General features: G+C 72.8%; 16 protein-coding genes. 10 read left to right on the top strand and 6 right to left on the bottom strand.

Annotated elements, in window-relative coordinates:
- Positions 1 to 253 precede the first annotated feature (253 nt).
- From BS73_RS35355 to BS73_RS33160, 3 genes are all read left to right on the top strand, one after another.
- Positions 254 to 3733 (top strand): GH92 family glycosyl hydrolase, encoded by a 3480-nt coding sequence (locus tag BS73_RS35355; RefSeq protein WP_084704542.1) that lies wholly within the window; start codon positions 254 to 256, stop codon positions 3731 to 3733.
- Positions 3734 to 3874: 141 nt separating this feature from the next.
- Positions 3875 to 4270 (top strand): nitroreductase family deazaflavin-dependent oxidoreductase, encoded by a 396-nt coding sequence (locus BS73_RS33165; RefSeq protein WP_037578053.1) that lies wholly within the window; start codon positions 3875 to 3877, stop codon positions 4268 to 4270.
- A gap of 162 nt (positions 4271 to 4432) precedes the next feature.
- Entirely contained in the window at positions 4433 to 5098 is a 666-nt protein-coding gene (locus BS73_RS33160) for an NADPH-dependent F420 reductase (protein ID WP_051941277.1), read from the top strand.
- Between the two features lie 216 nt (positions 5099 to 5314).
- Here the strand turns inward: BS73_RS33160 and BS73_RS33155 are convergent, their stop codons facing one another.
- From BS73_RS33155 to BS73_RS33130, 6 genes are all read right to left on the bottom strand, one after another.
- A complete protein-coding gene (locus BS73_RS33155) occupies positions 5315 to 5818 on the bottom strand; it encodes a nucleoside deaminase (RefSeq protein WP_037578052.1) in 504 nt (167 codons plus the stop codon).
- Between the two features lie 39 nt (positions 5819 to 5857).
- On the bottom strand, positions 5858 to 6667 hold the full coding sequence (xdhC, locus tag BS73_RS33150; RefSeq protein WP_037582344.1) for a xanthine dehydrogenase accessory protein XdhC: 810 nt from the start codon (positions 6665 to 6667) through the stop codon (positions 5858 to 5860).
- A gap of 43 nt (positions 6668 to 6710) precedes the next feature.
- Positions 6711 to 9107: a xanthine dehydrogenase molybdopterin binding subunit gene (xdhB, locus tag BS73_RS33145; protein WP_037578051.1), complete on the bottom strand. Its 2397-nt coding sequence runs from the start codon at positions 9105 to 9107 to the stop codon at positions 6711 to 6713.
- Positions 9104 to 10594 carry a xanthine dehydrogenase small subunit gene (locus BS73_RS33140; RefSeq protein ID WP_037578050.1) on the bottom strand — a complete coding sequence of 497 codons (1491 nt, stop codon included), beginning with the start codon at positions 10592 to 10594 and terminating at the stop codon, positions 9104 to 9106. Before BS73_RS33140 ends, xdhB begins: the two co-directional genes overlap by 4 nt.
- A 496-nt stretch (positions 10595 to 11090) precedes the next feature.
- Positions 11091 to 12734 carry an ABC-F family ATP-binding cassette domain-containing protein gene (locus BS73_RS33135; protein WP_037578049.1) on the bottom strand — a complete coding sequence of 548 codons (1644 nt, stop codon included), beginning with the start codon at positions 12732 to 12734 and terminating at the stop codon, positions 11091 to 11093.
- Positions 12735 to 12797: 63 nt separating this feature from the next.
- On the bottom strand, positions 12798 to 13757 hold the full coding sequence (locus BS73_RS33130) for a serine protein kinase RIO (RefSeq protein ID WP_037578047.1): 960 nt from the start codon (positions 13755 to 13757) through the stop codon (positions 12798 to 12800).
- Positions 13758 to 14037: 280 nt separating this feature from the next.
- Between BS73_RS33130 and BS73_RS33125 the strand changes: the two genes are divergently transcribed.
- The 7 genes from BS73_RS33125 (at position 14038) to iolE (ending at position 22468) form a co-directional block, all read left to right on the top strand.
- On the top strand, positions 14038 to 14514 hold the full coding sequence (locus BS73_RS33125) for an NUDIX domain-containing protein (protein WP_037578046.1): 477 nt from the start codon (positions 14038 to 14040) through the stop codon (positions 14512 to 14514).
- Positions 14515 to 14756: 242 nt separating this feature from the next.
- Positions 14757 to 16010 carry a cytochrome P450 gene (locus BS73_RS33120; protein ID WP_037578045.1) on the top strand — a complete coding sequence of 418 codons (1254 nt, stop codon included), beginning with the start codon at positions 14757 to 14759 and terminating at the stop codon, positions 16008 to 16010.
- Positions 16011 to 16528: 518 nt separating this feature from the next.
- Positions 16529 to 17953 carry a glycoside hydrolase family 15 protein gene (locus BS73_RS33115; protein WP_152617810.1) on the top strand — a complete coding sequence of 475 codons (1425 nt, stop codon included), beginning with the start codon at positions 16529 to 16531 and terminating at the stop codon, positions 17951 to 17953.
- A gap of 39 nt (positions 17954 to 17992) precedes the next feature.
- Entirely contained in the window at positions 17993 to 19918 is a 1926-nt protein-coding gene (locus BS73_RS33110; RefSeq protein ID WP_063837116.1) for a GMC family oxidoreductase, read from the top strand.
- A complete protein-coding gene (locus tag BS73_RS33105) occupies positions 19915 to 20982 on the top strand; it encodes a ferritin-like domain-containing protein (RefSeq protein WP_037578044.1) in 1068 nt (355 codons plus the stop codon). The genes BS73_RS33110 and BS73_RS33105 overlap by 4 nt, the downstream gene beginning before the upstream one ends.
- The gene (locus tag BS73_RS33100; protein WP_037578043.1) at positions 20979 to 21557 is read left to right on the top strand and encodes a hypothetical protein; all 579 of its coding nucleotides are present in this window, start codon (positions 20979 to 20981) and stop codon (positions 21555 to 21557) included. The genes BS73_RS33105 and BS73_RS33100 overlap by 4 nt, the downstream gene beginning before the upstream one ends.
- Positions 21554 to 22468, top strand: a complete 915-nt coding sequence (gene iolE, locus BS73_RS33095) for a myo-inosose-2 dehydratase (protein WP_037578037.1) — start codon at positions 21554 to 21556, stop codon at positions 22466 to 22468. The genes BS73_RS33100 and iolE overlap by 4 nt, the downstream gene beginning before the upstream one ends.
- Positions 22469 to 22474 lie beyond the last annotated feature (6 nt).

Here is a 22474-nt window from a genome sequence, read left to right as displayed (position 1 = left end):
GGCACGGAGACATCCGTAGCCGGATCCCTCGGTGCCGGCATCTAGTTGGCCTTCGTCCACGGCGTGCACCGCTGAGCACGGTGCCGGCGTGGCGACGCCTGCGAGCCGCGCGCGCGTGAGGGCCTGGTTCGGGGATGGCGGGGGCGGTTGGGGGGAATGTCGGGGATTTGGTTGCGTCCGGGGGCTTGTGGGGTGGTGGCGCGGAACTGTAGAACGCTCCTCGATAACGTTGTCAGAAGAGGAGTCGCCTCAGATGCGCCTTCGAGACGAATTCAGACGACGGTGGCTGCGGACCGTCGTGGTCGCCGCCGCCTCGGCGGGGCTGCTCGCCGGCGGGGGGATGGCCTCGGCGGCCGGCGTGCCCACCCTCGCCGGGCCGGCCGCGGGCGACGCCCTGGTCGGTGATCCGGCCGCGCTCGTCGACCCGCTGATCGGCACCGGGTCGGGCGGGGCCACCGTCGGCCAGGTGGACACCTACCCGGGAGCCTCCGCGCCGTTCGGGATGATGTCCTTCAGCCCGGACACGCCCTCCCGGCCGGACGGCGGCGGCTACAACTACGACGACTCGTCCACCACCGGCTTCAGCCTCACCCACATGTCGGGGCCGGGCTGCGGCGCCTTCGGCGACTTCCCCGTCCTGCCGACCGTCGGAGCCATCGGCGACGACCCGGTGAACACCACCGACTCCTTCTCGCACAGCGACGAGCACGCCTCCCCCGGCTCGTACTCGGTGAAGCTCAACCCGTCCACCCCGGCGCAGTCCGTCCAGGCCGACCTGGCGGCGACCACCCGCACCGGCATCGGGACCTTCACGTATCCCAGCAGCAGCGGCAGCAGCTCCGCCGCGAACCTCCTCTTCAAGATGGGCGACGCCCAGTCCGGCAACCAGGCCGCCGACGTCAAGGTGGTCGGCGACAACGAGGTGGTCGGCACCGAGACGGCCGGACAGTTCTGCGGTTCGCCCGGCACCTACCCGGTGCACTTCGTGGCCACCTTCTCCCGCCCGTTCTCCTCCTACGGGACCTGGCAGACCGCCCCGACCGGCCCCAACCTCTTCACCCAGCCCACCGGCTCACTGCCGTGGAGCTACCACGAGGTGGCCAGTGGCGGCACCACGGCCGCCATCTCCCCCACCACCACCTCCGACGGCTCCAGCGCCGTCTCCTGGAAGCAGTCCGAGGCCCTCGCGAACACCTGGATCCAGGCCACGCCGCCCACCCTCGCGCAGGGCGCCACCTACCAGGCCAGCGTCACCCTCCAGGGCACCGGCTACGTCTACCTCAACTTCTACAACGGCACCCAGGACGTCGGCGGCAAGCCGGTCAAGCTGACCTCCACCCCGGTCACCCTCACCCTCGACGCCGGGATTCCGACCGGCTCCATCGGCACCCCCCAGTTCCAGGTCCGCACCGCCGGCGACGGCCCGGTCGACCTGGTGGCCTCCGCCGTGTCGCTGCGCAAGGACGCCGTGGTGAAGACCGCCGGCAGCACCCAGGCGAGCACCCGGGGTCCCGGGGCGCAGCGGGTGCCGGCCGGCCCCGACGGCAAGCCCGCCGGCCGCACCCGCACCCCGGTCGCCCCGCGCGGCACCGAGGCCAAGGGGGCGCAGTCGCGCACCCAGGTCGCGGAGACGCAGGGGCTCCAGTCCGGGGCCTGGGTCACCTTCGACACCGCCGTGCAGCGGCAGGTGACCATGAAGGTCGCGCTGTCCTACGTGGGTGAGTCGAACGCGGCCGCCAACCTCCGTGCCGAGGACCCGGGTTGGAGCGTCGGCGCGGTCGCCGAGCGCACCCGCGCGCAGTGGGACGCGCTGCTCTCCCGGATCCGGATCGGGGGCGGCACCGCGGACCAGCGCAAGGAGTTCTACACCGCGCTCTACCACACGATGCTCGAACCGAGCGTCTTCTCGGACGCGAACGGCCAGTACCCGGGCTTCGACGACCAGGTCCACCGCACCGCCCCCGGCAAGGCGCAGTACGCCAACTTCTCCGGCTGGGACATCTACCGCTCCGAGATCCCCCTGCTGGCCGTGGTCGCCCCGGAGGAGACCAGCCAGATGGTCACCTCGCTCCTCAACGACCAGGCCCAGGGCGGCTGGCTGCCCAAGTGGGGCTTCGCCAACGACTACACCGACGTGATGAACGGCGACGCCGCCGACTCGATCATCGCCGAGGCCTACGCCCTGGGCGCGCGCGACTTCGACGCCAAGGCGGCGCTGGCCGCGATGGTCAAGGGCGCGACCACGGTCCCCACGGACGCCCAGAAGGGCCAGGGCTGGTACGTGGAGCGGCCGCAGCTGGACGCCTACCAGCAGCTCGGCTACATACCGAACACGACGCAGAGCTCGCTCTCGCCGGAGCCGAACGGCGCCTCCGAGACCATCGAGTACGCCACCGCCGACTTCGGCATCGCGCAGGTCGCCAAGGCGCTCGGCGACACCTCCACCTACCGCACCTTCCTGGACCGGTCGCAGAACTGGACGAACATCTTCAACACGGCGACCGGTTACATCCAACCTCGGGACGCCCAGGGGCAGTTCCCCGAGTTCGGCCCGACCACGGACGGCATGGGCGCCTTCGGCCAGTCCGGTTTCCAGGAGGGGAACGCCGCCCAGTACACCTGGTCGGTGCCGCAGAACATCGGCGGGCTGATCACCGCCATGGGCGGCGACGCCGCCGCGATCAGCCGGCTGGACGACTACTTCACCCAGCTCCAGGCCGGCCCCAACCTCCCCTACGAGTGGGCCGGCAACGAGCCCGCCTTCGGCACCCCGTGGATCTACGACTACGCGGGCGAGCCGTACAAGACGACCGCGACCGTCCACCGGCTGCTGGACTCCGTCTACGCGGCCACGCCGGGCGGCGAGCCCGGCAACGACGACCTGGGCTCGATGAGCTCCTGGTACGTGTGGTCCAGCCTCGGCATGTATCCGGCGACCCCGGGCACTCCGGTGCTGGCCCTCGGCGCGCCGATCTTCTCCCGCGCGCTGCTCACCCTGCCCGGCGGCCACCAGCTGGACCTGACCGCGCCGGGCGCCTCCACCAGCGCGTACGTCCACAGCCTGGCCGTGGACGGAAAGTCCTGGGCGCCGGCCTGGCTGGACGCTTCGCTGCTGACCGGCACGGACGCCCCGCAGGGGCAGCCCGCCACCACCCGGCTCGCGTTCACCCTGTCCGACACCCCGGACACCGGCTGGGCGGCGGCCGCCGCCGACGCCCCGCCGTCCTACCCGTCCGGGACGCTGCGGTTCCCGCCGGGACGCAAGCCGGTGATCCTCACTCCGACCGGGCCCAACCTCCTCGGTGACACCCCGACCGGCCAATTGAACTGGTCCGGGCCGGTGGAGAACGGGGTCGGCTCGGTGCCCGGCAGCGTGTCGAGCGCGACCACCCCGGAGGGCGCGAGCGCGGTGCACTGGACGGAGGCCGACGCGGCTCCCAACACCTGGATCTGGGTGGACCCGCCGTCCCCGCTGGCCGGCGGCCAGAGCTACCGGGCCTCCGTCACCTTGGAGGGGACCGGCACGGTCTACCTGGACTTCTGGAACGGCAGCCAGGACCTGACCAGCCAGACCGTCCAACTGACCGGCACTCCGCAGACGTTGACGGTGGAGGGCGCGGTCGCCCCGGGCGCCTCGACCCACCTCCAGGTGCGCACCGGCGGCAGCGGCCCGGTCGACCTGTACGCGAGCGCCGCCTCCGTCCGGGTCCTCACCGCCGAGCAGAGCGGCTGACCTGGCAGCCTCGTGCTCAGGAGGCCGTCCGGCGGGTGCCCGCGCGCACCCGCCGGACGGCCGCGTCCCGGCGGATCGGTGGGCGACTGACTAGGATTTCGCCTCGAAGCGCACACCGATACCCAGCGGGGGGTTTGATCGATGTCAGGACGCACCGACCGCAAGCACCGGATCGTCACGGCCTTCCAGCGCCATGTCGCCAACCCCTTCTCCCGCCGCCTGCCGCTGCAGACGCTGCTGGAGACGACCGGGCGGAAGACCGGGCTGCCCCGGCTGACACCGGTGGGGGGCCGCCGGGTGGGCGGCTCCTTCTGGCTGGTGTCGGAGTTCGGGGAGAAGTCGCAGTACGTCCGCAACATCCAGGCGGACCCGGCGGTGCGGGTCCGCCTCAAGGGGCGGTGGCACACGGGGACGGCCCACCTGCTTCCGGACGACGACCCCAAGGCCCGGCTACGCGCGCTGCCCCGGATGAACAGCTCGGCGGTGCGGGCGATGGGGAACAATCTGCTGACGGTGCGCGTCGACCTGGCGGACTGAGCCGGCGCGTCGGGCCGCGCGGCACCACGCCGCACCACACGGCGCCGCGTCGCGTCGATGAGGAACGCCCGACGTCATTTCGGGTGCGGGAACTTGTCCCCCGCAGCCCGGGCGGCGACCGTGTACCCAGAAGGGTTTCGGGCTCTCGAAGGGGGCGGGACGGTGCGGATCGGAATCGTCGGCGCCGGGCGGATCGGCAGTGGGATCGCCCGGCAGCTGGCCGACGCGGGTCACCAGATCATGGTGTCGTTCAGCCGCGATCCCGAGCGGCTGGAGAAGTTGGCCGCCGAACTGGGCCCCTCGCACACGACCGGCTCGCCGGCCGACGCGGCGGCCTTCGGCGAGGTGGTGGTGGTCTCCGTCCCGTGGGACGAGCTGCCCGGCGTCCTGGAGCGGATCGGGCCACTGCTGCGCGGCAGGATCGTGATCGACACCACCAACCAGTTCGGCGGCCCGCCGCTGCCGTCCCCGGGTGAGACGGCGGCGCACTTCAATGCCGGCCGGCTGCCCGGGGCGCGGTACACGAAGTCGTTCAACACCCTCACCGCCGCCTTCCAGGCGCAGGCCGCCGGGCGTACCGGTGCCGAGCGGGTCGTCCAGTGGCTGTGCGGGGACGACCCGGACGCGAAGGCGACGGTGGCCGCACTGATCGAGGACGCCGGGTTCGTCCCGGTGGATCTGGGCGGCACCGCCGACTGCGCGGTGATGGAGGCACCGCGGCGGGAGGGCGCGGTCTACGGCGAGGAGTACCGCCTCGCCGATGCCCGGCGGGTGGTGGACGCGGTCCGCGCCGGCCGCCCGATCCCGCCCACCCCGCGTTACGCCTGACCGGCGGCGTCCCGTACCCGGCACCGGGCCACCGGGCCACCGAAGCACCGAAGCACCAAAGCACCGGGCCACCGGGCCCGGCAGTGCCCACCCGTGCCAAGCAGTACCCGACCGTGCCAAGCAGTACCCGGCCGTGCCCGGCAGCGCCCGGCAGCGCCGAGAGCGCCCGGCACCGCCCGGCACGGTCCGGCGCGGCCCCCATCGCCGCCCCAGCACTCAGTAGTGGACGCGATCTGCCTTGGCCACCCAGGCGTCGAAGGGTGCCGTGCGGTTGGGGAGGTCGAGGTGCTCGACGGCCATCGGCCACATCTCCTGGGGCCGCTTCTCGAAGAGGTCGTAGAACCTGCGGTCGTCGAAGCCGGCCACGGCGGCGTCGTGGCGGTCGGCCGAGAAGACGAGCCGGTCGACCCGCGCCCACAGAGCGGTGGCCAGGCACATCGGGCAGGGCTCGCAGGAGGTGATGAGGGTGCACCCCTCCAGGGAGAAGGTCCGCAGTTGCTGACAGGCCGCGCGGATGGCGCTGACCTCGGCGTGGGCGGAGGGGTCGAGGTTCGCGGTGACCTGGTTGTTGCCGCGGGCCACGACCTCGCCGCCCCTGATGATCATGGCGCCGAACGGTCCGCCTCCACGTGCGACGCTCGCGCAGGCCAGGTCGATCGCGGCGGCCATGGAGGCGAGTTCGAACTCCTGGACGCCGGGGCCGGGCGTGGTGGTGGTCATGGGTGGGGTCCTCCCGGTTCGATATGAGGTGAAGGGCGCCTACGAGGCGGCGGCCTCGAAGGTTCTGAGGAGGTCGGCGGCGACGCTCAGGGCGATCGTCGCCGGCTCCTTGCCGGTGATCTCGGGCATGCCGATCGGGGTCTTGATCCGGTCGATGGCGGCGGCGTCGTGGCCGCCCTCCTCGGCCAGGCGCTTGCGGAAGCGCGCCCATTTGGCGGCCGAACCGATCAGTCCGATCGAGCCGAGGCCCTCGGTGCGCAGCGCGGCGTCGCACAGCGCCGCGTCCTCCGCGTGATCGTGGGTCATGATCAGGACGTGGGCGCCCGGCGGCAGTTCCGCGAGCACCTCCTCCGGCAGCAGCGGAGTGTGGCGGACGTGGATCCGCGCCACGGCGTCCGCGAGGACGCCGAGCCGCTCCTCGGTGAGCACCTCCGCGCGGGTGTCCACCAGGTGGAGGTCGAGGTCCTGCCGGGCCAGGATGCGCGCCAGTTCCAGCCCGACGTGGCCGACGCCGAAGACCGCCACCGCCTCGACCACCAGCAGCGGTTCCAGCAGGACGGTGACGGCTCCGCCGCAGCACTGCACGCCGTGCCGGTTGGCGGCCTTGTCGTTGAGGGCGAACTCCATCAGTTCCGGCTCCGCTCCGGCCCTGCCGATCAGCTCGCGGGCCCGGTCGGTCGCGGCGGCCTCGATGTTGCCGCCGCCGATCGAGCCCCAGCTCTCCGTCCGCCCCACGACGAGCTTGGCGCCGGCCCGGCGGGGGGCGTGGCCGCGCACGGTCGCGACGGTCACCAGCACGCCGGGCTCCCGGCGGGCCCGCAACCGGGCGACCGCGCCCACCCAGGTCAGGTCAGGGCCCGCCCAGGTCAGGTCAGGCCCCACCCCGGTCAGGTCACGCATTGCTCAGGGCGTTCGCGCCGGTTCCCCGCGCCCCCGCCCCGGAGGGGGGTTCGGCGGCGGCGCCGCGGGCCGCCTCGATCGCCCAGTACACCGCCTCCGGCGTGGCCGGGGAGGCGAGTTCCACCTCGACCCCGGCGGGGCCGAACGCGGCGGCGGCCTGCCGCAGGGCCTCCCGTACCGAGAAGGCCAGCATCAGCGGGGGCTCGCCGACCGCCTTGGACCCGTAGACCGCGCCCTCCTCGGTGGCGTTCTCCAGCAGGGTGACGGTGAACTCCTCGGGCATCTCGGAGAAGCTCGGCAACTTGTAGGTGCTGGCGGCCTGGGTGAGCAGCCGGCCGCGGTGCGGGCCCTCGCCGGTGTCCCAGCGGAGGTCCTCCAGCGTCAGCCAGCCCGCGCCCTGCACGAACCCGCCCTCGACCTGGCCGATGTCGATCATCGGGGACAGGCTGTCGCCGACGTCGTGGACGATGTCCACCCGCCGGATGCGGTACGCGCCGGTGAAGCCGTCCACCTCCACCTCGGTCGCGGCGGCGCCGTGGGCGAAGTACTTGAACGGGGAGCCCCGGAAGGACCGGGCGTCCCAGTGCAGCCCCTCGGTCCGGTAGAAGCCGGCGGCCGACAGCTGGACCCGCTGGAAGTACGCGGTGCGCACCAGCTCGTCCCAGCCCAGCTCCTCCTCCCCGCCCAGGGCCCGCGCCACGCCCTCGACGATCCGGACGTCCGAGGGGTTCGCGCCCAGCCGGCCGGCGGCGACCCGCAGCAGCCGCTCGCGCAACTGCTCGCAGGCGTTCTTCACCGCCCCGCCGTTCAGGTCGGCGCCGGAACTCGCGGCGGTGGCCGAGGTGTTGGGCACCTTGTCGGTCCGGGTCGGGGCCAGTCGCACCCGGTGCGGCGGAATGCCCAGGGTGGTCGCGGCCACCTGCAGCATCTTGGTGTGGAGGCCCTGGCCCATCTCGGTGCCGCCGTGGTTGATCAGGACCGAGCCGTCCTTGTAGATCAGCACCAGCGCGCCGCCCTGGTTGAAGGCGGTGAGGTTGAAGGAGATGCCGAACTTGACGCCGGTCAGCGCCAGCGCCCGCTTGGTGTGCGGGTGGGCGGCGTTGAACGCGGCGATCTCGCGCCGGCGGTCGGCGACGCCGGCGTTCTCCTGGACCTGCCGCCAGACGGTGGAGATCCGCTCGGGCTGGGTGACCGGCTGCCCGTACGGGGTGGTCTGGCCCTGGCCCGGGCGGTAGAAGTTGCGCTCCCGCAACTCCATCGGGTCCAGGCCGAGTCGAGGGGCGCAGCGGCCCAGGATGTCCTCGATGACCAGCATCCCCTGCGGGCCGCCGAAGCCGCGGAAGGCGGTGTTGGAGACGGTGTTGGTCCTGGCGATGCGGCCGGCGACGCGGGCGTTGGGGATCCAGTAGGTGTTGTCGATGTGGCACAGCGCGCGGGCCAGCACCGGCTCGGAGAGGTCCAGGCTCCAGCCGCCGTCGGCGGTCAGGGTGGCGTCCAGGGCCTGGATGCGGCCGTCCGCGTCGAAGCCGATCCGCCAACCGGCGTGGAAGCCGTGGCGCTTGCCGGACATGGTCAGGTCCTGGGTCCGGTTGAGCCGGAACCGGACGGGGCGGCCGGTCAGCTTGGCGCCCAGCGCGGCGACGGCCGCGAAGCCGTGCGGCTGCATCTCCTTGCCGCCGAAGCCGCCGCCCATCCGCAGGCACTGGACGGTCACCTCGTTGCTCGGCACGCCCAGCACATGCGCGACGATCTCCTGGGTCTCCGAGGGGTGCTGGGTGCTGCTCTGGATGAACACCTGGCCGTTCTCGTCCACCTGGGCCAGCGAGGCGTGGGTCTCCAGGTAGAAGTGCTCCTGCCCGGAGAAGGTGAACTCGCCGGTGAACACGTGCGCGGACTCGGCGAAGCCGGCCTCGGGGTCGCCGTGGAGCATCACGGGCTGGGCGCCGTGGTAGCTGCCGGCCTCGATCGCGTCCCGCAGGGTGATCAGGGAGGGGAGTTCGTCGAGTTCCACCTCCACCGCGGCGGCGCCGAGCCGGGCCGCCTCCGGCGTCTCGCCGAGCACCCAGGCGACGGCGTGGCCGTGGAACATCACCTCGTCGGGGAAGAGCGGTTCGTCGCGCTTCATTCCGGCGTCGTTCACGCCGGGGACGTCGGCGCCGGTCAGCACGCGGACCACGCCGGGCACGGCGAGGGCGGGCGCGGTGCGCAGCGCGGTGATCCTGCCGTGCGCCCTCATCACCTGGACGGGGTGGGCGTGGAGCACGTCCTTGGTGCGGTGGACCAGGTCGTCGGTGTACAGCGCGGCGCCGGTGACGTGGAGGCTCGCGCTCTCGTGCGGCATGGAGAGGCCGACAACGGGCCTCTCGGGACGCTCGGACAGATGGCTCATGCCGACACCGCCTCGGTGGTCTGCGCGTACAGCTTCAACAGGCTCTGGCCGAGCATCGCGGAGCGGTACTCGGCGCTGGCGCGGTGGTCGCTCATCGGCGTGCCCTGGGCCCGCAGCGCCCGGGCCGCGGCCCGGACCGTCTCCTCGGTCCACGGCCTGCCCTCCAGGGCCGCCTCGGCGTCGAGGGCCCGGATGGGGGTGGCGGCCACGCCGCCGAGGCCGATCCGCGCCCTGCGGACGATGCCGGCCTCCCCGGCCGGCCCCTCCCCCGGGTCCCCGATGTCGAGCGCGAAGGCGACGGCCACGCTGGAGATGTCGTCGAAGCGCCGCTTGGCGATCTTGTGGAAGGCCGTGACCGGCGACAGCGGCAGCGGGATCCGCACCGCGCGGATCAGCTCGCCGGGCCGGCGCACGCTCTGCCGGTAGCCGGTGAAGTAGTCGGCCAGCGGCACCTCGCGCTCCCCTTCGGGGCCGGCCAGCAGCACCGACGCCTCCAGCGCGAGGAGGACCGGCGGGCTGTCGCCGATGGGCGAGCCGGTCCCCAGGTTGCCGCCCAGGGTCGCACTGTTGCGGATCAGCCGGGACGCGAACTGCGGGAACAGCTCGGCCAGCAGCGGGACGGAGCCGTCCAGGCGCCGCTCGATCTCGGTGAGGGTCAGCGCCGCCCCGATCACGACCGAGTCCGACTCGGCCCGCAGCTCCCGCAGTTCGGGCAGCCGGTCGACGGCGATCACGCAGGGGGCCCGCCGGGAGCGGATGTTGACCTCGACCCCGTAGTCCGTGGAGCCGGCCACCACCACCGCGTCGGGCCGCTCGCCCAGCAGTCCCAGCGCCTCGGAGAGGGTGCCGGGCCGGCGGAACTCCCCGCCGCCCTGGGCGTAGTGGGTGGCGACCGGCTCCGGCGGGGACTGCTCACGGCGCCGCGCCAGGGGGTCGTCCTCGGTGGGCGCGCCGACGGCGTACGCGGCGTCGCGGATCGGGCGGTAGCCGGTGCAGCGGCAGAGGTTGCCGCTCAGCGCGTGGAGGTCGAAACCGTTCGGGCCGTGCTCGGGGTCGGCGCCGTCGGCCCCTGCCGGACGGGGGCAGCGGTCCGGCCGGTAGTACTCGGCGGCCATGCTGCAGACGAAGCCGGGTGTGCAGTAGCCGCACTGGGAGCCGCCGCGGACCGCCATCTCCCGCTGCACCGGATGGAGGGCGGGCGGGCTGCCGGGCTCGCCGGCGGTGGCCAGGCCCTCGGCGGTGACGACCTCCTGGCCGTCCAGCGCCGCGACCGGGACCAGGCAGGCGTTGACCGCCACCCAGTCGGTGGGGCTGTCCACCCCGGGGCGGGCCACCAGGACCGAGCAGGCGCCGCACTCCCCCTCGGCGCAGCCCTCCTTGGTGGCGGTGAGGCCCCGCTCGCGGAGGAAGTCCAGCAGCGAGGTGTGGGGCGCGGCCGGGGAGATCGGCGTCTCCTCGCCGTTGACCGCGATGCGCGCCGCTACCATGGCCGGGCCTCGTTTCCGGGCGCGATCGACATACCTGTCCTAGTCGCCATTTCAGGTGCCTTCTGTTTCGGCGGCGCAGCCCGCCGGGAATTCGGAATTCAGGACATCGGAGAAGCGCCTGGACATCGGCACACCCGATATACCGGGTATACCGGATAACGCGGATACCGGCGGTGCCGGGACCGCGAAGGGGCGCTCCGGGCGGGCCGCTCAGCGGCCGTGGGCCACCCGGCCCGGGACCCAGACGGTGAGCTGGGCGAGGCGATGCAGGTCGGAGATGGTGGACATCCGACTTCGCCCCCTTTCGGCAACTCCCGAGCCGGTGCGCTAGAAGCTAGGCCGCGACGGCTCCACCGGTCAAGGCGGCGCCCGGGCTCCGACCGCGATTCATGCGAACCTACAACCGGCGGCCACCGGAATTCCGGCCGCCTCGGCCCATCGCACCACGGATATGGCGCCGAATGCCCTCGGCGGAAGCAGGCGGTGCCCGCCGCACTCAGCTGCCGACCCGGCCCGCCTCGATCGTCAGGTGCCGGGTGAGGTGGACCGCGTTCAGCATCCGGCGGTCGTGGGTGACCAGCAGCAGCGTGCCGGGATAGGAGTCGAGGGCGGACTCCAGCTGCTCGATGGCGGGCAGGTCGAGGTGGTTGGTGGGCTCGTCCAGGACCAGCAGGTTGACGCCCCGGGCCTGGAGGAGCGCCAGGGCCGCGCGGGTGCGCTCGCCGGGTGAGAGGGAGCCGGCCGGGCGGAGGACGTGCTGGGCCTTCAGGCCGAACTTCGCCAGCAGGGTGCGGACGTCGGCCGGTTCGAGCGCCGGGGCGGCGGCCTGGAAGGCGTCGGCCAGCGGGGCGTCGCCCAGGAAGTGGCCGCGCGCCTGGTCGACCTCGCCGACCAGCACGCCGGGGCCGAGCGCCGCCGAGCCCTCGTCCAGCGGCAGCCGCCCGAGGAGCGCGGCCAGCAGGGTGGACTTTCCCGAACCGTTGGCGCCGGTGACGGCGACCCGGTCGGCCCAGTCGATCTGCAGGTCGACCGGTCCCAGGGTGAAGTCGCCGCGGCGGACCACCGCTCCGCGAAGGGTGGCGACGACGGCGCCGGAACGCGGGGCCGCGGCGATCTCCATCCGCAGCTCCCACTCCTTGCGCGGCTCCTCGACCACCTCCAGCCGCTCGATCATCCGCTGGGTCTGCCGGGCCTTCGCGGCCTGCTTCTCGGTGGACTCCAGCCGGGTCGCGCGGCCGAGCTTGTCACTGTCGGTGCCGGACTTCGCCTTGCGGCGGGCGTTGCGCACCCCGTGCTCCATCCAGTTGCGCTGGGTGCGGGCCCGCGCCTCCAGGCCGGCCCGGGTGTCCGCGTACTCCTCGTACTCCTCGCGGGCGTGCCGACGGGCCCGCTCGCGCTCCTCCAGATAGGAGGCGTAGCCGCCGCCGTAGAGGTTCACCTGCTGCTGGGCCAGGTCGAGTTCGAGCACCCGGTCGACCGTCCTGGTCAGGAACTCGCGGTCGTGGCTGACCAGGACGGTCCCGGCGCGGAGGCCGGCGACGAACGCCTCCAGCCGCTCCAGCCCGTCCAGGTCCAGGTCGTTGGTCGGCTCGTCGAGGAGGAAGACGTCGTAGCGGCTGAGGAGGAGGGAGGCCAGGCCGGCGCGGGCGGCCTGACCGCCGGACAGCGCGGTCATCGGCAGTCCGAGGTCCACTCCGAGACCGAGCTGCCCGGCGACCTCCTCGACGCGCTCGTCCAGGTCCGCCCCGCCCAGGTCCAGCCAGCGGTCCAGCGCGGAGGCGTACGCGTCGTCCGCGCCCGGAGCGCCGTCCACCAGGCCCTGGGTGGCGGCGTCCAGCTCGCGCTGGGCGGCCGCCACGCCGGTGCGGCGGGCCAGGAACTCCCGTACGCTCTCGCCCTCGCGGCGCTCGGGCTCCTGCGGCAGATAGCCGACCGTGGCGGTGGGCGGGCTGAGCCGGACCGTGCCGTCCTCGGGGGCGTCCACCCCGGCCAGCAGCCGCAGCAGGCTGGACTTGCCCGCGCCGTTCGCGCCCACCAGGCCGACCACCTCGCCCGGTGCGACCACCAGGTCCAGTCCGGAGAAGAGCACCCGCTCGCCGTGGCCCGCGGCGAGATCCTTGGCCACCAACGTCGCACTCACGAGCGGCGATCCTTCCAGAGCGGCTTTACGGCGACTGACCAGGCATTTTACCAAAGGCCCCGGTCAGTCGAGGCCGGCGTCCAGGGCCAGATCCGCCAGCAGTCCGGCCACCCGGTCCGGGTGCAGACCGCGGGAGCGGAACCAGGCGCCGACGTTGCGCACGTCGCGCTCCAGGAAGCCGCGGCCCTGCGGATTGGCGATCACGTCCACGATCTGCGGGACGTCGATCAGCACCAGCCGGCCTTGGTCGACCAGGATGTTGTAGGCGGACAGGTCGCCATGGGCGTGGCCGGCCCGGGCCAGCACCGACAGGCTCGCGCCCAACTGCCACCACAGGTCCTCCAGTTCGTCCGGCTCGGGGCGCAGCTGGGCGAGCCGCGGCGCGGCGGTGCCGTCCTCGTCCCCGATGAACTCCATCAGGATCTCGGTGCCGACGATCTGCACCGGGTACGGCACCGCCGCGCCCGCCTCGTACAGGCCGCACAGCGCGCCGAACTCGGCCGCCGCCCACTGCCCGGCGATCGCCTGCCGGCCGAAGGCGGTGCGCTTCTCCATCGCTCGGCTGACCCGCGACTCCTTGTGCCGGCGGCCCTCCAGATAGCCGGCGTCGCGGTGGAACATCCGGTGCTGACCGTCCCGGTAGCGCTTGGCGGCCAGCAGGGTGCGGCGGCCGGTGCCGGGGACGGCCCGCTCCAGCAGGAAGACGTCCGCCTCCTTGCCGGTCTTCACGATCCCCAACTCGGTGTCCTGGGCGCCCAGTTCGGTGATCACCCAGTCGGGGTGCGGCAGCGGGCCGCGCTCGGTGGGGGACGACTGGTCCCAGGTGGTCCAGCGGACGCCGTCCGGCAGCACCTCGGGGGCGGTCACCGCCTCTTCGGCGGCCTGCGGCCAGAACTGCGCGGCGTACTCGGCGAACGCGTCGTCCAGCGCCGCCTCCCCGCGGCCGCTGCCGCCCTCCCGACGGTCGCCGCCCTTGGGCCGGATACGGGTGAAACTGTCGCTCTCACGGTCGAACTCTCGCACTGCGGCGGTCTCCTGCGAATGGGCCCACCGCGTACGACGAGGTCAGCCGGTGGGCTGAGGAAGAGGGAAGTCGTCTGGCGCGCACACCGGGGCGCGCCGCGTGTCGGCGGCGACCATGCGACTCACCCCCCTCTCTCTCGTCCACTCTCGTCCACTGCGAGGACGTGCCGACCCTATCCGCCCCTCGCGGCGGCGCAACCGAATTACCGGGTCGCGCCGATACCATCCCCTCGGGGCGGGCCGAGGAGAACCGCGGGGGCGCCGAGGAAAGGACGCGGACGTGCCGAAACGCAGTGCCGGAATCCTGCTGTACCGGGTCCAGGACGGCGCCGGGCCACGGGTGCTGCTGGTGCATCCCGGCGGCCCCTTCTGGGCGAAGAAGGACGCCGGCGCGTGGTCGATCCCCAAGGGCGAGTACGAGGAGGGCGACGATCCCCTCGCGGCGGCGCTTCGGGAGTTCGAGGAGGAGACCGGGGCCCGGGTGGGAGGCGACGGCCTCCTGGAGCTCGGGACGATCAGGCTCCGCGGAGGCAAGCTGGTGACCGCCTGGGCCGCCGAGGGTGAGTTCGACGTCTCCGCGCTGAAGAGCAACACCTTCACCATGGAGTGGCCGCCGAGGTCCGGCACCACCAGGGAGTTCCCCGAGGTGGACCGCGCGGAGTGGTTCGACCCGGCGGAGGCCGGGCGGCGGCTGAACCCCGCGCAGGCGGAGTTCGTCGACCGCCTCGTCCAGGCCCTCGCGAGCGGCGGCGCCTGAGCCGGCCGAGCCGGCGGCGTCCTCCTCCCCCCCGCGTGGCCGACCTCCGGCCGGCACGCCCGCGAGCGGGCGTCCCCGCAGGGCGGCTGGAACGTGGCGGTCGGGACGGGGGGCCGTTGCGCGGGGGCTCCGGATGCGTCATGTTGGCGGCCGTGGCGTCCGGGGCCCGCCCGGGACGGTGGCCACCCACGACGGCCCGATGGCCCGACGGCCGGACGGCCCGATCAGGACGAGGTGCCCGGATGAGTACGGAAGCCCAGCTCCCCCAGCCGCCGCTGCGCCGGCCCGCCCAGGACCTGGACGCGCCCTTCCCCTGGCCGCGCCCGCCGATCGACCCGCCCGCGGTGTACTCCTGGCTGCGCGCCGAGGAGCCGGTACGCCGGGTCACCCTGACCGGTGGCCGGCCCGGCTGGCTGGTCACCCGCTACGACGACGTCCGCGCGGTGCTCGCGGACCCGCGGGCCAGCTCGGACGGCAGCCTGCCCGGCTACCCCTGGCTCGACCTCCCCCCGATCCCCCCGGAGCAGCTCTCCTTCCTGCGTACCGACCCGCCGCAGCACACCGTCTTCCGCCGGCTGCTCCGGAAGAACTTCCTGATCCGGCGGGCCGAGGCACTGCGCCCGCGGATCCAGGCACTGGTCGACGAGACCCTGGACGCCATGCTGGCCCGCACCGACCGCCCGGTGGACCTGGTCGACGCGTTCGCGCTGCCGATCCCGTCCACGGTGCTGGCCTGGATCATGGGCGTGCCCAGCGAGGACCGGCCGTTCTTCAACCGGGCCTCGGAGGAGCTGCTGGGCGGCGGCGACCCGGACCGGCCGGGCGCGGCGGAGGCCGCCTCCGCCGCCCGCCGCCGGCTGCACGACTACCTCGGCGAGCTGGTGGCGGCGAAGGGGAGGCTGGCGGACCCCGGCGACGACATCCTCGGCCAGCTGGTCGCCGCCGTCCGGGCGGGGACCATCCCGGAGGAGGCCGTCCTGAACGCCGGCATCACCCTGCTGGTCGCCGGGCACGAGACCACCGCCAACATGACCTCGCTCGGCGTGCTGACCCTGCTTCAGCATCCGGAGCAGCGCGCCGAGTTGGCCGCCCGGCCGGAGCTGGTGCCGGGCGCGGTCGAGGAACTGCTGCGCTACCTCGGCATCGTCCACCTGATCATCGTCCGGGTGGCCAAGGAGGACATCGAGATCGGCGGCACCACCATCCCGGCCGGCGAGGCGATCATCCCGCTGAACCTCTCCGGGAACCGGGACGGCGACCACTATCCGGACCCGGACCGGTTCGACATCCACCGCGCCGCCCGCGACCATCTCGCCTTCGGCTTCGGCGTCCACCAGTGCCTGGGCGCGCCGCTGGCCCGGATCGAGCTTCAGATCATCTTCGAGACGCTGCTGCGCCGGGTCCCCGGCCTCCGCCTGGCCATGCCCGAGTCCGAACTCCCGTTCAAGCTCCACGCACCGATCAACGGCCTCTTCCGCCTCCCGGTGACCTGGTGAATTCCCGGGGACAACAGCAGTCGCACGGTATTTTCCCGGCCCCGCGGGCAACATTCGGCCTTTGTCTTGCGGCGTCCACCCGGCCGGCAGTAGCCTGCGAAGCGCAAAGTGGGGGCGTCGTCAAGTAGGACGCCCGCCGAAAAAATCTTTGCATGGCGCACTTTCTTGAGAACACGGGGGGGCGGAGGGATGCATTCCCTTTTACCGCGTTTCTGGGAATGGCAGCGAACGGGGCGCTTTCATGCGCCCGCTCTCCCCAGTGCGCCCCCGAGGCGAAAACCCTCGTCCGAGACGACCGGCCGGCCTGCCGTGCCGGACGCGCCCTCGCTGGTCCCCGCGCACCTCTGGTGACGCGGCAGCGGTCCACGCGCCGGGTGTGAGCCGTTCACACCCTTTCACGCCGTCCATCCGGCCCTTTTCGCCGGAAGCCCCAGGCCTGCGCTGGCGGCTGCTCATGGACGCGGCGACGGCGCCGACCGGAGGAAATCATTCCGCTGGAAAGACAACGGAGTTCAGCAATGTCCGAGTCCACCGGCACACCCGGCACGTCCGCCCGCACCAACCGGATCACCGGCACCGCCCAGGGGCGGGCCAATGTCCAGGTCTCCCTTGCTTCGGGGGCGATCGACCTGCCCTCGCTCACCCCGCTGATGTTCAGCTTCATGTTCCGGAACATCGCCAGCGACGGATTCATCTTCAGTGATCCGCAGTCCCCGGGCGACATCTCCCGGGACTCCAAGCCGGGCTGCGTCATCGCCGCCCCGTCCTTCCCCGCCGACACCCCCGGGATCGACGAGGACTACGTCTTCAACTGGGTGCGCGACGGGGCCATCACGGTCATGGAGGTGGCCAAGGCCGACCTCCCCACCACCCCCGACGGCGCCGTGCAGACCCTCAACGACTACGTGCAGTTCGCGGACCTCTGCCACTCCAACGCCCAGCCCACCAAGGGCCACGCCTGCTTCAACATCGCCGGCGACTCCCGTCCGTGGACCGAGCAGAACGACGGGCCCGCCCTCCAGTCGCTCACCGTCCTGGCCGCCTACGACAAGCTCGACCTCGGCACCCAGAAGCGGGCCGTGGACCTGGTCAACGCCAATGTGGCCTACCTCCTCGGCGTCTACCAGGGCACCACCACCAACCTCTGGGAGGAGCACACCGGCTACAGCTTCTTCGCCCGCTCCGCCCAGCTGCGCTGCTTCGAGGAGGTCCAGGCCTCCACCGTGGTCGGCATCGACAAGCCCACCGGGCTGCGCCCCGCCGTCAAGTGGCTGCGCCAGGCCCTCGCCGGGCACTGGGACGGCGCCAAGTACGTTAGCATGATGGCCGACCCGGGCGGCGGCGCCCAGCCCTCCCCGCAGAACCCGGTGGTCAGCGGCTACGACCCCAACATCGACATCGTGCAGGCGGCCCTCTACGGCGCGGTCCCGGTGACCGACACCAAACTGCTCGCCACTGCGGCCCAGCTCCGGGCACAGTGGGAGGAGGGCGGCATCGCCTTCTACCCGATCAACAAGGCGGACAAGGAGCAGTTCGGCATCGGCCCGATGTTCGGCCGCTACCCGGGCGACGTCTACGACGGCGACACCTCCCACCCGGTGCTCGGCGGGCACCCCTGGGCCCTCTCCACCTGCAACGTCGCCGAGCTCCACTACCGGCTGGCGGCCGAGGTGAAGACGAGCGGCAAGGTGCCGCTGGACGGGCTGTCCGCGCCCTTCTTCGCCCAGTCCGGCATCGACGCCTCCACTGCCCCGGCCGCTGCCGCCGCCGCTCTGGTGGCCACCGGCGACGCCATGGTGCGGGCGGTCGTCTACCACAGCGACCACTTCGAGCTCTCCGAGCAGTTCGACGGCAGCACCGGCTTCGAGCGCAGTGTCCACAACCTCACCTGGAGCTACGCCTCCTACCTGTCCGCGATGCGAGCCCGGTCCGGTGCCGTGTGACCGCGGCCGACCGACTCGCAGAGGAGGGGTGACCGCCCCATGTACGCCAAGTTCCCCGAGGGGGCGGCGAAGCGCACCGACCCCGCCGCGGCGGCCGAGGTCCTCTACGACGCCGTCGTCGTCGGCGGCGGGATCGCCGGCGCGCTGATCGCCGCGCGGCTGAGCGAGGCGGGCCGGCGGGTGCTGGTCCTGGAGGCGGGTCCGGCCGAGGACCTCACCCTCCGCGGCTACGAGGGCTACCTCGACCGCTTCTACTCGGCGATCAGCAAGGACAACCAGGCGCCCTACCCGGACGCCGCCAACGCCCCGATGCCCCGCGGCACCGACGCGCGGCGGATCACCCCGGGCGCCCCCGACGCCTCCTCCTACCTCGTGCAGAGCGGGCCCTTCGCCTCCGACACCACCTACACCAGGGTCCTCGGCGGCACCACCATGCACTGGGAGGCCAAGACGCTGCGGATGCTCCCCGAGGACTTCCGGATGCGCAGCCTCTACGGCGAGGGGGCCGACTGGCCGCTCGGCTACGAGGACCTGGCCCCGTACTACGCCGAGGCCGAGCGTGAGATCGGCGTCTCCGCCGACGTGGAGGACCAGGCGTACCTGGGGATCTCCTTCGACGAGGGCTATGTGTACCCGATGCGCGGGCTGCCGCTCTCCTACCTGGACCGGATGGTCGCCCGGGACGTCGACGGGATGCCGGTCCACCTGGACGGCGAGCGCCGGGAGCTGCGGGTGAGGCCGTTCCCCCAGGGCCGGAACGGCATCCCCAACCCGGCCTACGACGGCGGGAAGGGCTACCGGCCGCGGGGCGCGGTGAGCACCTACCAGGTCGAGGTCGGCGGCCGCTGCCAGGGCAACAACAACTGCGTGCCGATCTGCCCGGTGCAGGCCAAGTACAACGCCGGCAAGACCCTGGCCGCCGCCCTCCGCAGCGGCCGGGTCGACCTGGTCGCCCAGGCGGTGGCGCACAAGGTGCACATCGACGAGGAGACCGGCCGAGTGACGGAGATCGAGTACCGGCGCTACGACCGGCCCGACAGCCCCGGCTTCACCACCATGCGGGCCCGCGGCCGGCTGTTCGTGCTGGCCGCCAACGCGGTGGAGAACCCGCGGCTGATGCTGGCCTCCGGGCTGCGCGGCTCCAGCGGTCTGATGGGCCGCAACTTCATGGACCACGCCTATCTGCTGGCCTGGGCGCTGCTGCCGGAGGTGGCCGGCACCTTCCGGGGCACCAACTGCACCGGCGGCATCACCGACCTGCGCGGCGGCGGATTCCGCCGGCACCAGGCGGCGTTCAGCGTCGACATCCACAACGACGGCTGGGGCTGGGCCCGGGGCGCGCCGATGACCGACCTCCTCGCCCTCGTCGACGCCGGAGGCCGCTACGGCGAGTCGCTGCGGCAGGGCCTGGTGGACCGGGTCTCCCGGCAGCTCCAGCTGGCGTTCATGGTCGAGGTCCCGGCCAACCCGAGCAACCGGGTGACCGTGGACCCGGACTACACCGACCATCTGGGGAACATGCGGCCGGTCCTCACCTACGACATCCCCGACTACACGATGCGCGGGGTGGCGTACGCCAGGCAGCTGTCCAAGCGGATCTTCGCCCGGCTCGGCGCCGAGGACCACACCGCATACGACCCGGACTTCTGGGGCTACGCCGTGTACGGCGGCGAGGGGTACGAGATCCGCGGCGGCAACCATCTGGCCGGCACCCACAGCATGGGCAGCGACCCGGCCGCCTCGGTGGTCGACGCCGACCAGCGGTCCTGGGACCACCAGAACCTCTACCTGGTCGGCGGGGGGAGCATGCCCACCGTGGGCACCTCGAACGTCACCCTCACCGTCGCCGCCCTGTGCCTGCGCAGCGCCCGGGCCATGCTGGCCCAGCTCGACTCGGACACCGCGCCGGTCGGCATCACCTCGGCCGGCGCGCCCGGCCGCCCGAGCGAGGGGGTGGCCCGGTGACCGCGTCCACCATCGGCGACCGCGACGACCTGATCAGCTACCTCCACGCGGCGATGGCGCTGGAGCACGCGACCATCCCCACCTACCTCACCGCCTACTACTCGATCCGCTCCACCACCAACTCGGACGCCGCCCACATCATCCGGGTGGCCGCGGTGGAGGAGATGCTGCATCTGACCCTGACCGCCAACGTCCTGAACGCGGTGGGCGGCAAGCCCGACCTGACCCGCCCCGGCTTCGTGCCCTCCTATCCGGCCCGGCTGCCGGACGGGGAGGACGACTTCACCGTCGACCTGCGGCCGCTCACCCCCAAGGCGGTGGACACCTTCTGCAAGATCGAGCGGCCGGGCCGGGCGCCCAGCGCCGACGCGCGGCTGATCCCCACCGGCGACCGCAGCCCGATGCTGGTCTCCAGCCCCACCGCCGAGGGGATGCACTTCTACAGCATCGGCGAGTTCTACGAGGAGATCATCGAGGGGCTGGAGAAGGTGGCGGCCGCCGACCCCGGGCTCTTCCGCGGGGACCCGGCGCTGCAGATCGGGCCGGAGTACTACTACTCCGGCGGGGGCGCCGTGACCACCGTCTCCGACCTGGACTCGGCCCGGCGGGCGCTGCGGTTCATCGCCGCCCAGGGCGAGGGCCTCGACTCCGGCATCTACGACGCGGAGGGGGAGCTGGCCCACTACTACCGGTTCCGCCAGCTCCAGCTCGGCCGCTACTACCAGGTGGGCGACGACCCCGAGGCGCCCTCCGGGCCGCCGCTCAGCGTCTCCTGGGACGACGTCTACCAGGTGAAGGTCAGCGCCCGGCTGTCCGACTACCCACCGGGCTCCGAACTCGCCCGGGTGGCACGGGAGTTCAACTCCGACTACGCGGCCTTCCTGGCGCTGCTGACCCGGGCCTTCAACGGGCGTCCCGAGCTGCTGAAGGAGGCCGTCAACGAGATGTTCCGGCTGCGCGACGGCTTCGACCGGCTGGTCCGCAACCCGCTGCCGGACAGCGGCGGCCTCCACGCCGCCCCCACCTTCGAGATCCCGGAGCCCACCCAGGAGGTGCAGCGATGAACGACAAGTCGCCCGTCCCCTTCGATGAGTTCCTCGCCCTCTCGGTGGACCTGACCGCCTTCGGGGAGACCGACCTCCTCGGCACCGGGCTGGCCCACCAGTATCTGGCCAAGGTCCGGGCCGCCTGCGGGGACGAGGTGGTGACCGACCTGCTGGCCGCCCACCGGGCCGCGCGGGCCGAGGCGGCCGGCGACACCGCAGGCGGCGACCGGGGCTCCGTCGAGAAAGGCCTCGTCGAGAAAGGCCCCGTCGGCGAAGATCCCGTCGACCGGGCACGGCTCGACCGGGCGCTGCGCCACCGGGTCTTCAGCGACGACCGGATCGGCCCGGTGGCCCGCAACGTGATCAAGCTCTGGTTCGCCGGGATGTGGTACGCCCTGCCGCCCGAGTGGACCGACGCCTACGGCGCCCGCGGCGCCAACGAGACGTCCACCGTCACCGCAGCCTCCTATCAGGAGGGGCTGCTGTGGCGGGCCATCGGGGCGAACCCGCCCGGCGCCAAGGCCCCCGGCTACGGGGCCTGGGCCGAGCCGCCCCGCATCGAGGACCGCTATCTGAGAGGGGCGAAGAAATGACGGATCCGGCCGCCCGCCTCGGCCCGGACCGGGTGAGACTCGGCGTCTGCTGCACTCTGTGGTGGAACGACGACTTCCCCGCCATCGACGCGGGCATCCCGTTCGGCCAGGCCGTGAGCGAGATGGCGCTGGCCGGCTTCCAGGGCTGCAGCATCGGGCACAAGTACCCCTCGGACGCCGCCGAGCTGAAGGCCGCTCTGGACCTTCGCGGGCTGCGCGTCTCGGAGCCCTGGACGAGCACCTACTTCACCGTCGCCAAGATGCGGCAGAAGACGGTCGCCGCCTTCGAGGAGACCCTCGCCCACATCAAGGCGCTGGGCGGCACCGAGTTGGTGGTGGCCGAGTTCGGGGCCTCCTCGCATCTCCTCCCGGTGGACGTGTTCGCCAACCGGCCGGTCTTCACCAACGCCCAGTGGGAGAACCTCACCTCGGGTCTGGAGGAGCTCGGCAAGATCGCCAACTCGGCCGGGATGAAGCTCAGCTACCACCACCACATGGGGACCGGGGTGATGACCCGGGCCGACGTCGACCGGCTGATGGACTCGACCGATCCGGACCTGGTCCACCTGCTGCTGGACACCGCCCACATCGCCTTCGCCGGCGACGACCCGCTGGAGCTGGCCCGGGCGCACGCCGACCGGATCGGCCACGTCCACCTCAAGGACGTCCGGCCCGAGGTCGTCAGCCGGGTGCGGGAGGAGGGCCTCTCCTTCCAGGAGGCCGTCGAGCTCGGCGTCTTCACCGTGCCGGGGGACGGCGGGATCGACTTCCGGCCGATCCTGGAGGTGCTGGCCGACGCCGGCTACCAGGGCTGGCTGATGGTCGAGGCCGAGCAGGACCCGAACAAGGCCGTACCGCTCGCGTACGCCAAGAAGGCCCGCGCCTACCTCGCCGACGTCCTGGGCTGGTAGGGAACG

It is taken from the genome of Phaeacidiphilus oryzae TH49 (assembly GCF_000744815.1).
Taxonomy (GTDB): Bacteria; Actinomycetota; Actinomycetes; order Streptomycetales; family Streptomycetaceae; genus Phaeacidiphilus; species Phaeacidiphilus oryzae.
Note: the sequence above shows the minus strand (reverse complement) of the source record. Positions and strands in the feature narration are given on the sequence as shown.

What these genes read in the sequence shown, in the direction of transcription:
- iolE (WP_037578037.1), top strand. Translation starts at nt 21,554, where the DNA reads ATGACGGATCCGGCCGCCCGCCTCGGCCCGGACCGGGTGAGACTCGGC.
- BS73_RS33155 (WP_037578052.1), bottom strand. Translation starts at nt 5,818, where the DNA reads ATGACCACCACCACGCCCGGCCCCGGCGTCCAGGAGTTCGAACTCGCC.
- BS73_RS33165 (WP_037578053.1), top strand. Translation starts at nt 3,875, where the DNA reads ATGTCAGGACGCACCGACCGCAAGCACCGGATCGTCACGGCCTTCCAG.
- BS73_RS33100 (WP_037578043.1), top strand. Translation starts at nt 20,979, where the DNA reads ATGAACGACAAGTCGCCCGTCCCCTTCGATGAGTTCCTCGCCCTCTCG.
- xdhB (WP_037578051.1), bottom strand. Translation starts at nt 9,107, where the DNA reads ATGAGCCATCTGTCCGAGCGTCCCGAGAGGCCCGTTGTCGGCCTCTCC.
- BS73_RS33140 (WP_037578050.1), bottom strand. Translation starts at nt 10,594, where the DNA reads ATGGTAGCGGCGCGCATCGCGGTCAACGGCGAGGAGACGCCGATCTCC.
- BS73_RS33120 (WP_037578045.1), top strand. Translation starts at nt 14,757, where the DNA reads ATGAGTACGGAAGCCCAGCTCCCCCAGCCGCCGCTGCGCCGGCCCGCC.
- BS73_RS33110 (WP_063837116.1), top strand. Translation starts at nt 17,993, where the DNA reads ATGTACGCCAAGTTCCCCGAGGGGGCGGCGAAGCGCACCGACCCCGCC.
- BS73_RS33115 (WP_152617810.1), top strand. Translation starts at nt 16,529, where the DNA reads ATGTCCGAGTCCACCGGCACACCCGGCACGTCCGCCCGCACCAACCGG.
- BS73_RS35355 (WP_084704542.1), top strand. Translation starts at nt 254, where the DNA reads ATGCGCCTTCGAGACGAATTCAGACGACGGTGGCTGCGGACCGTCGTG.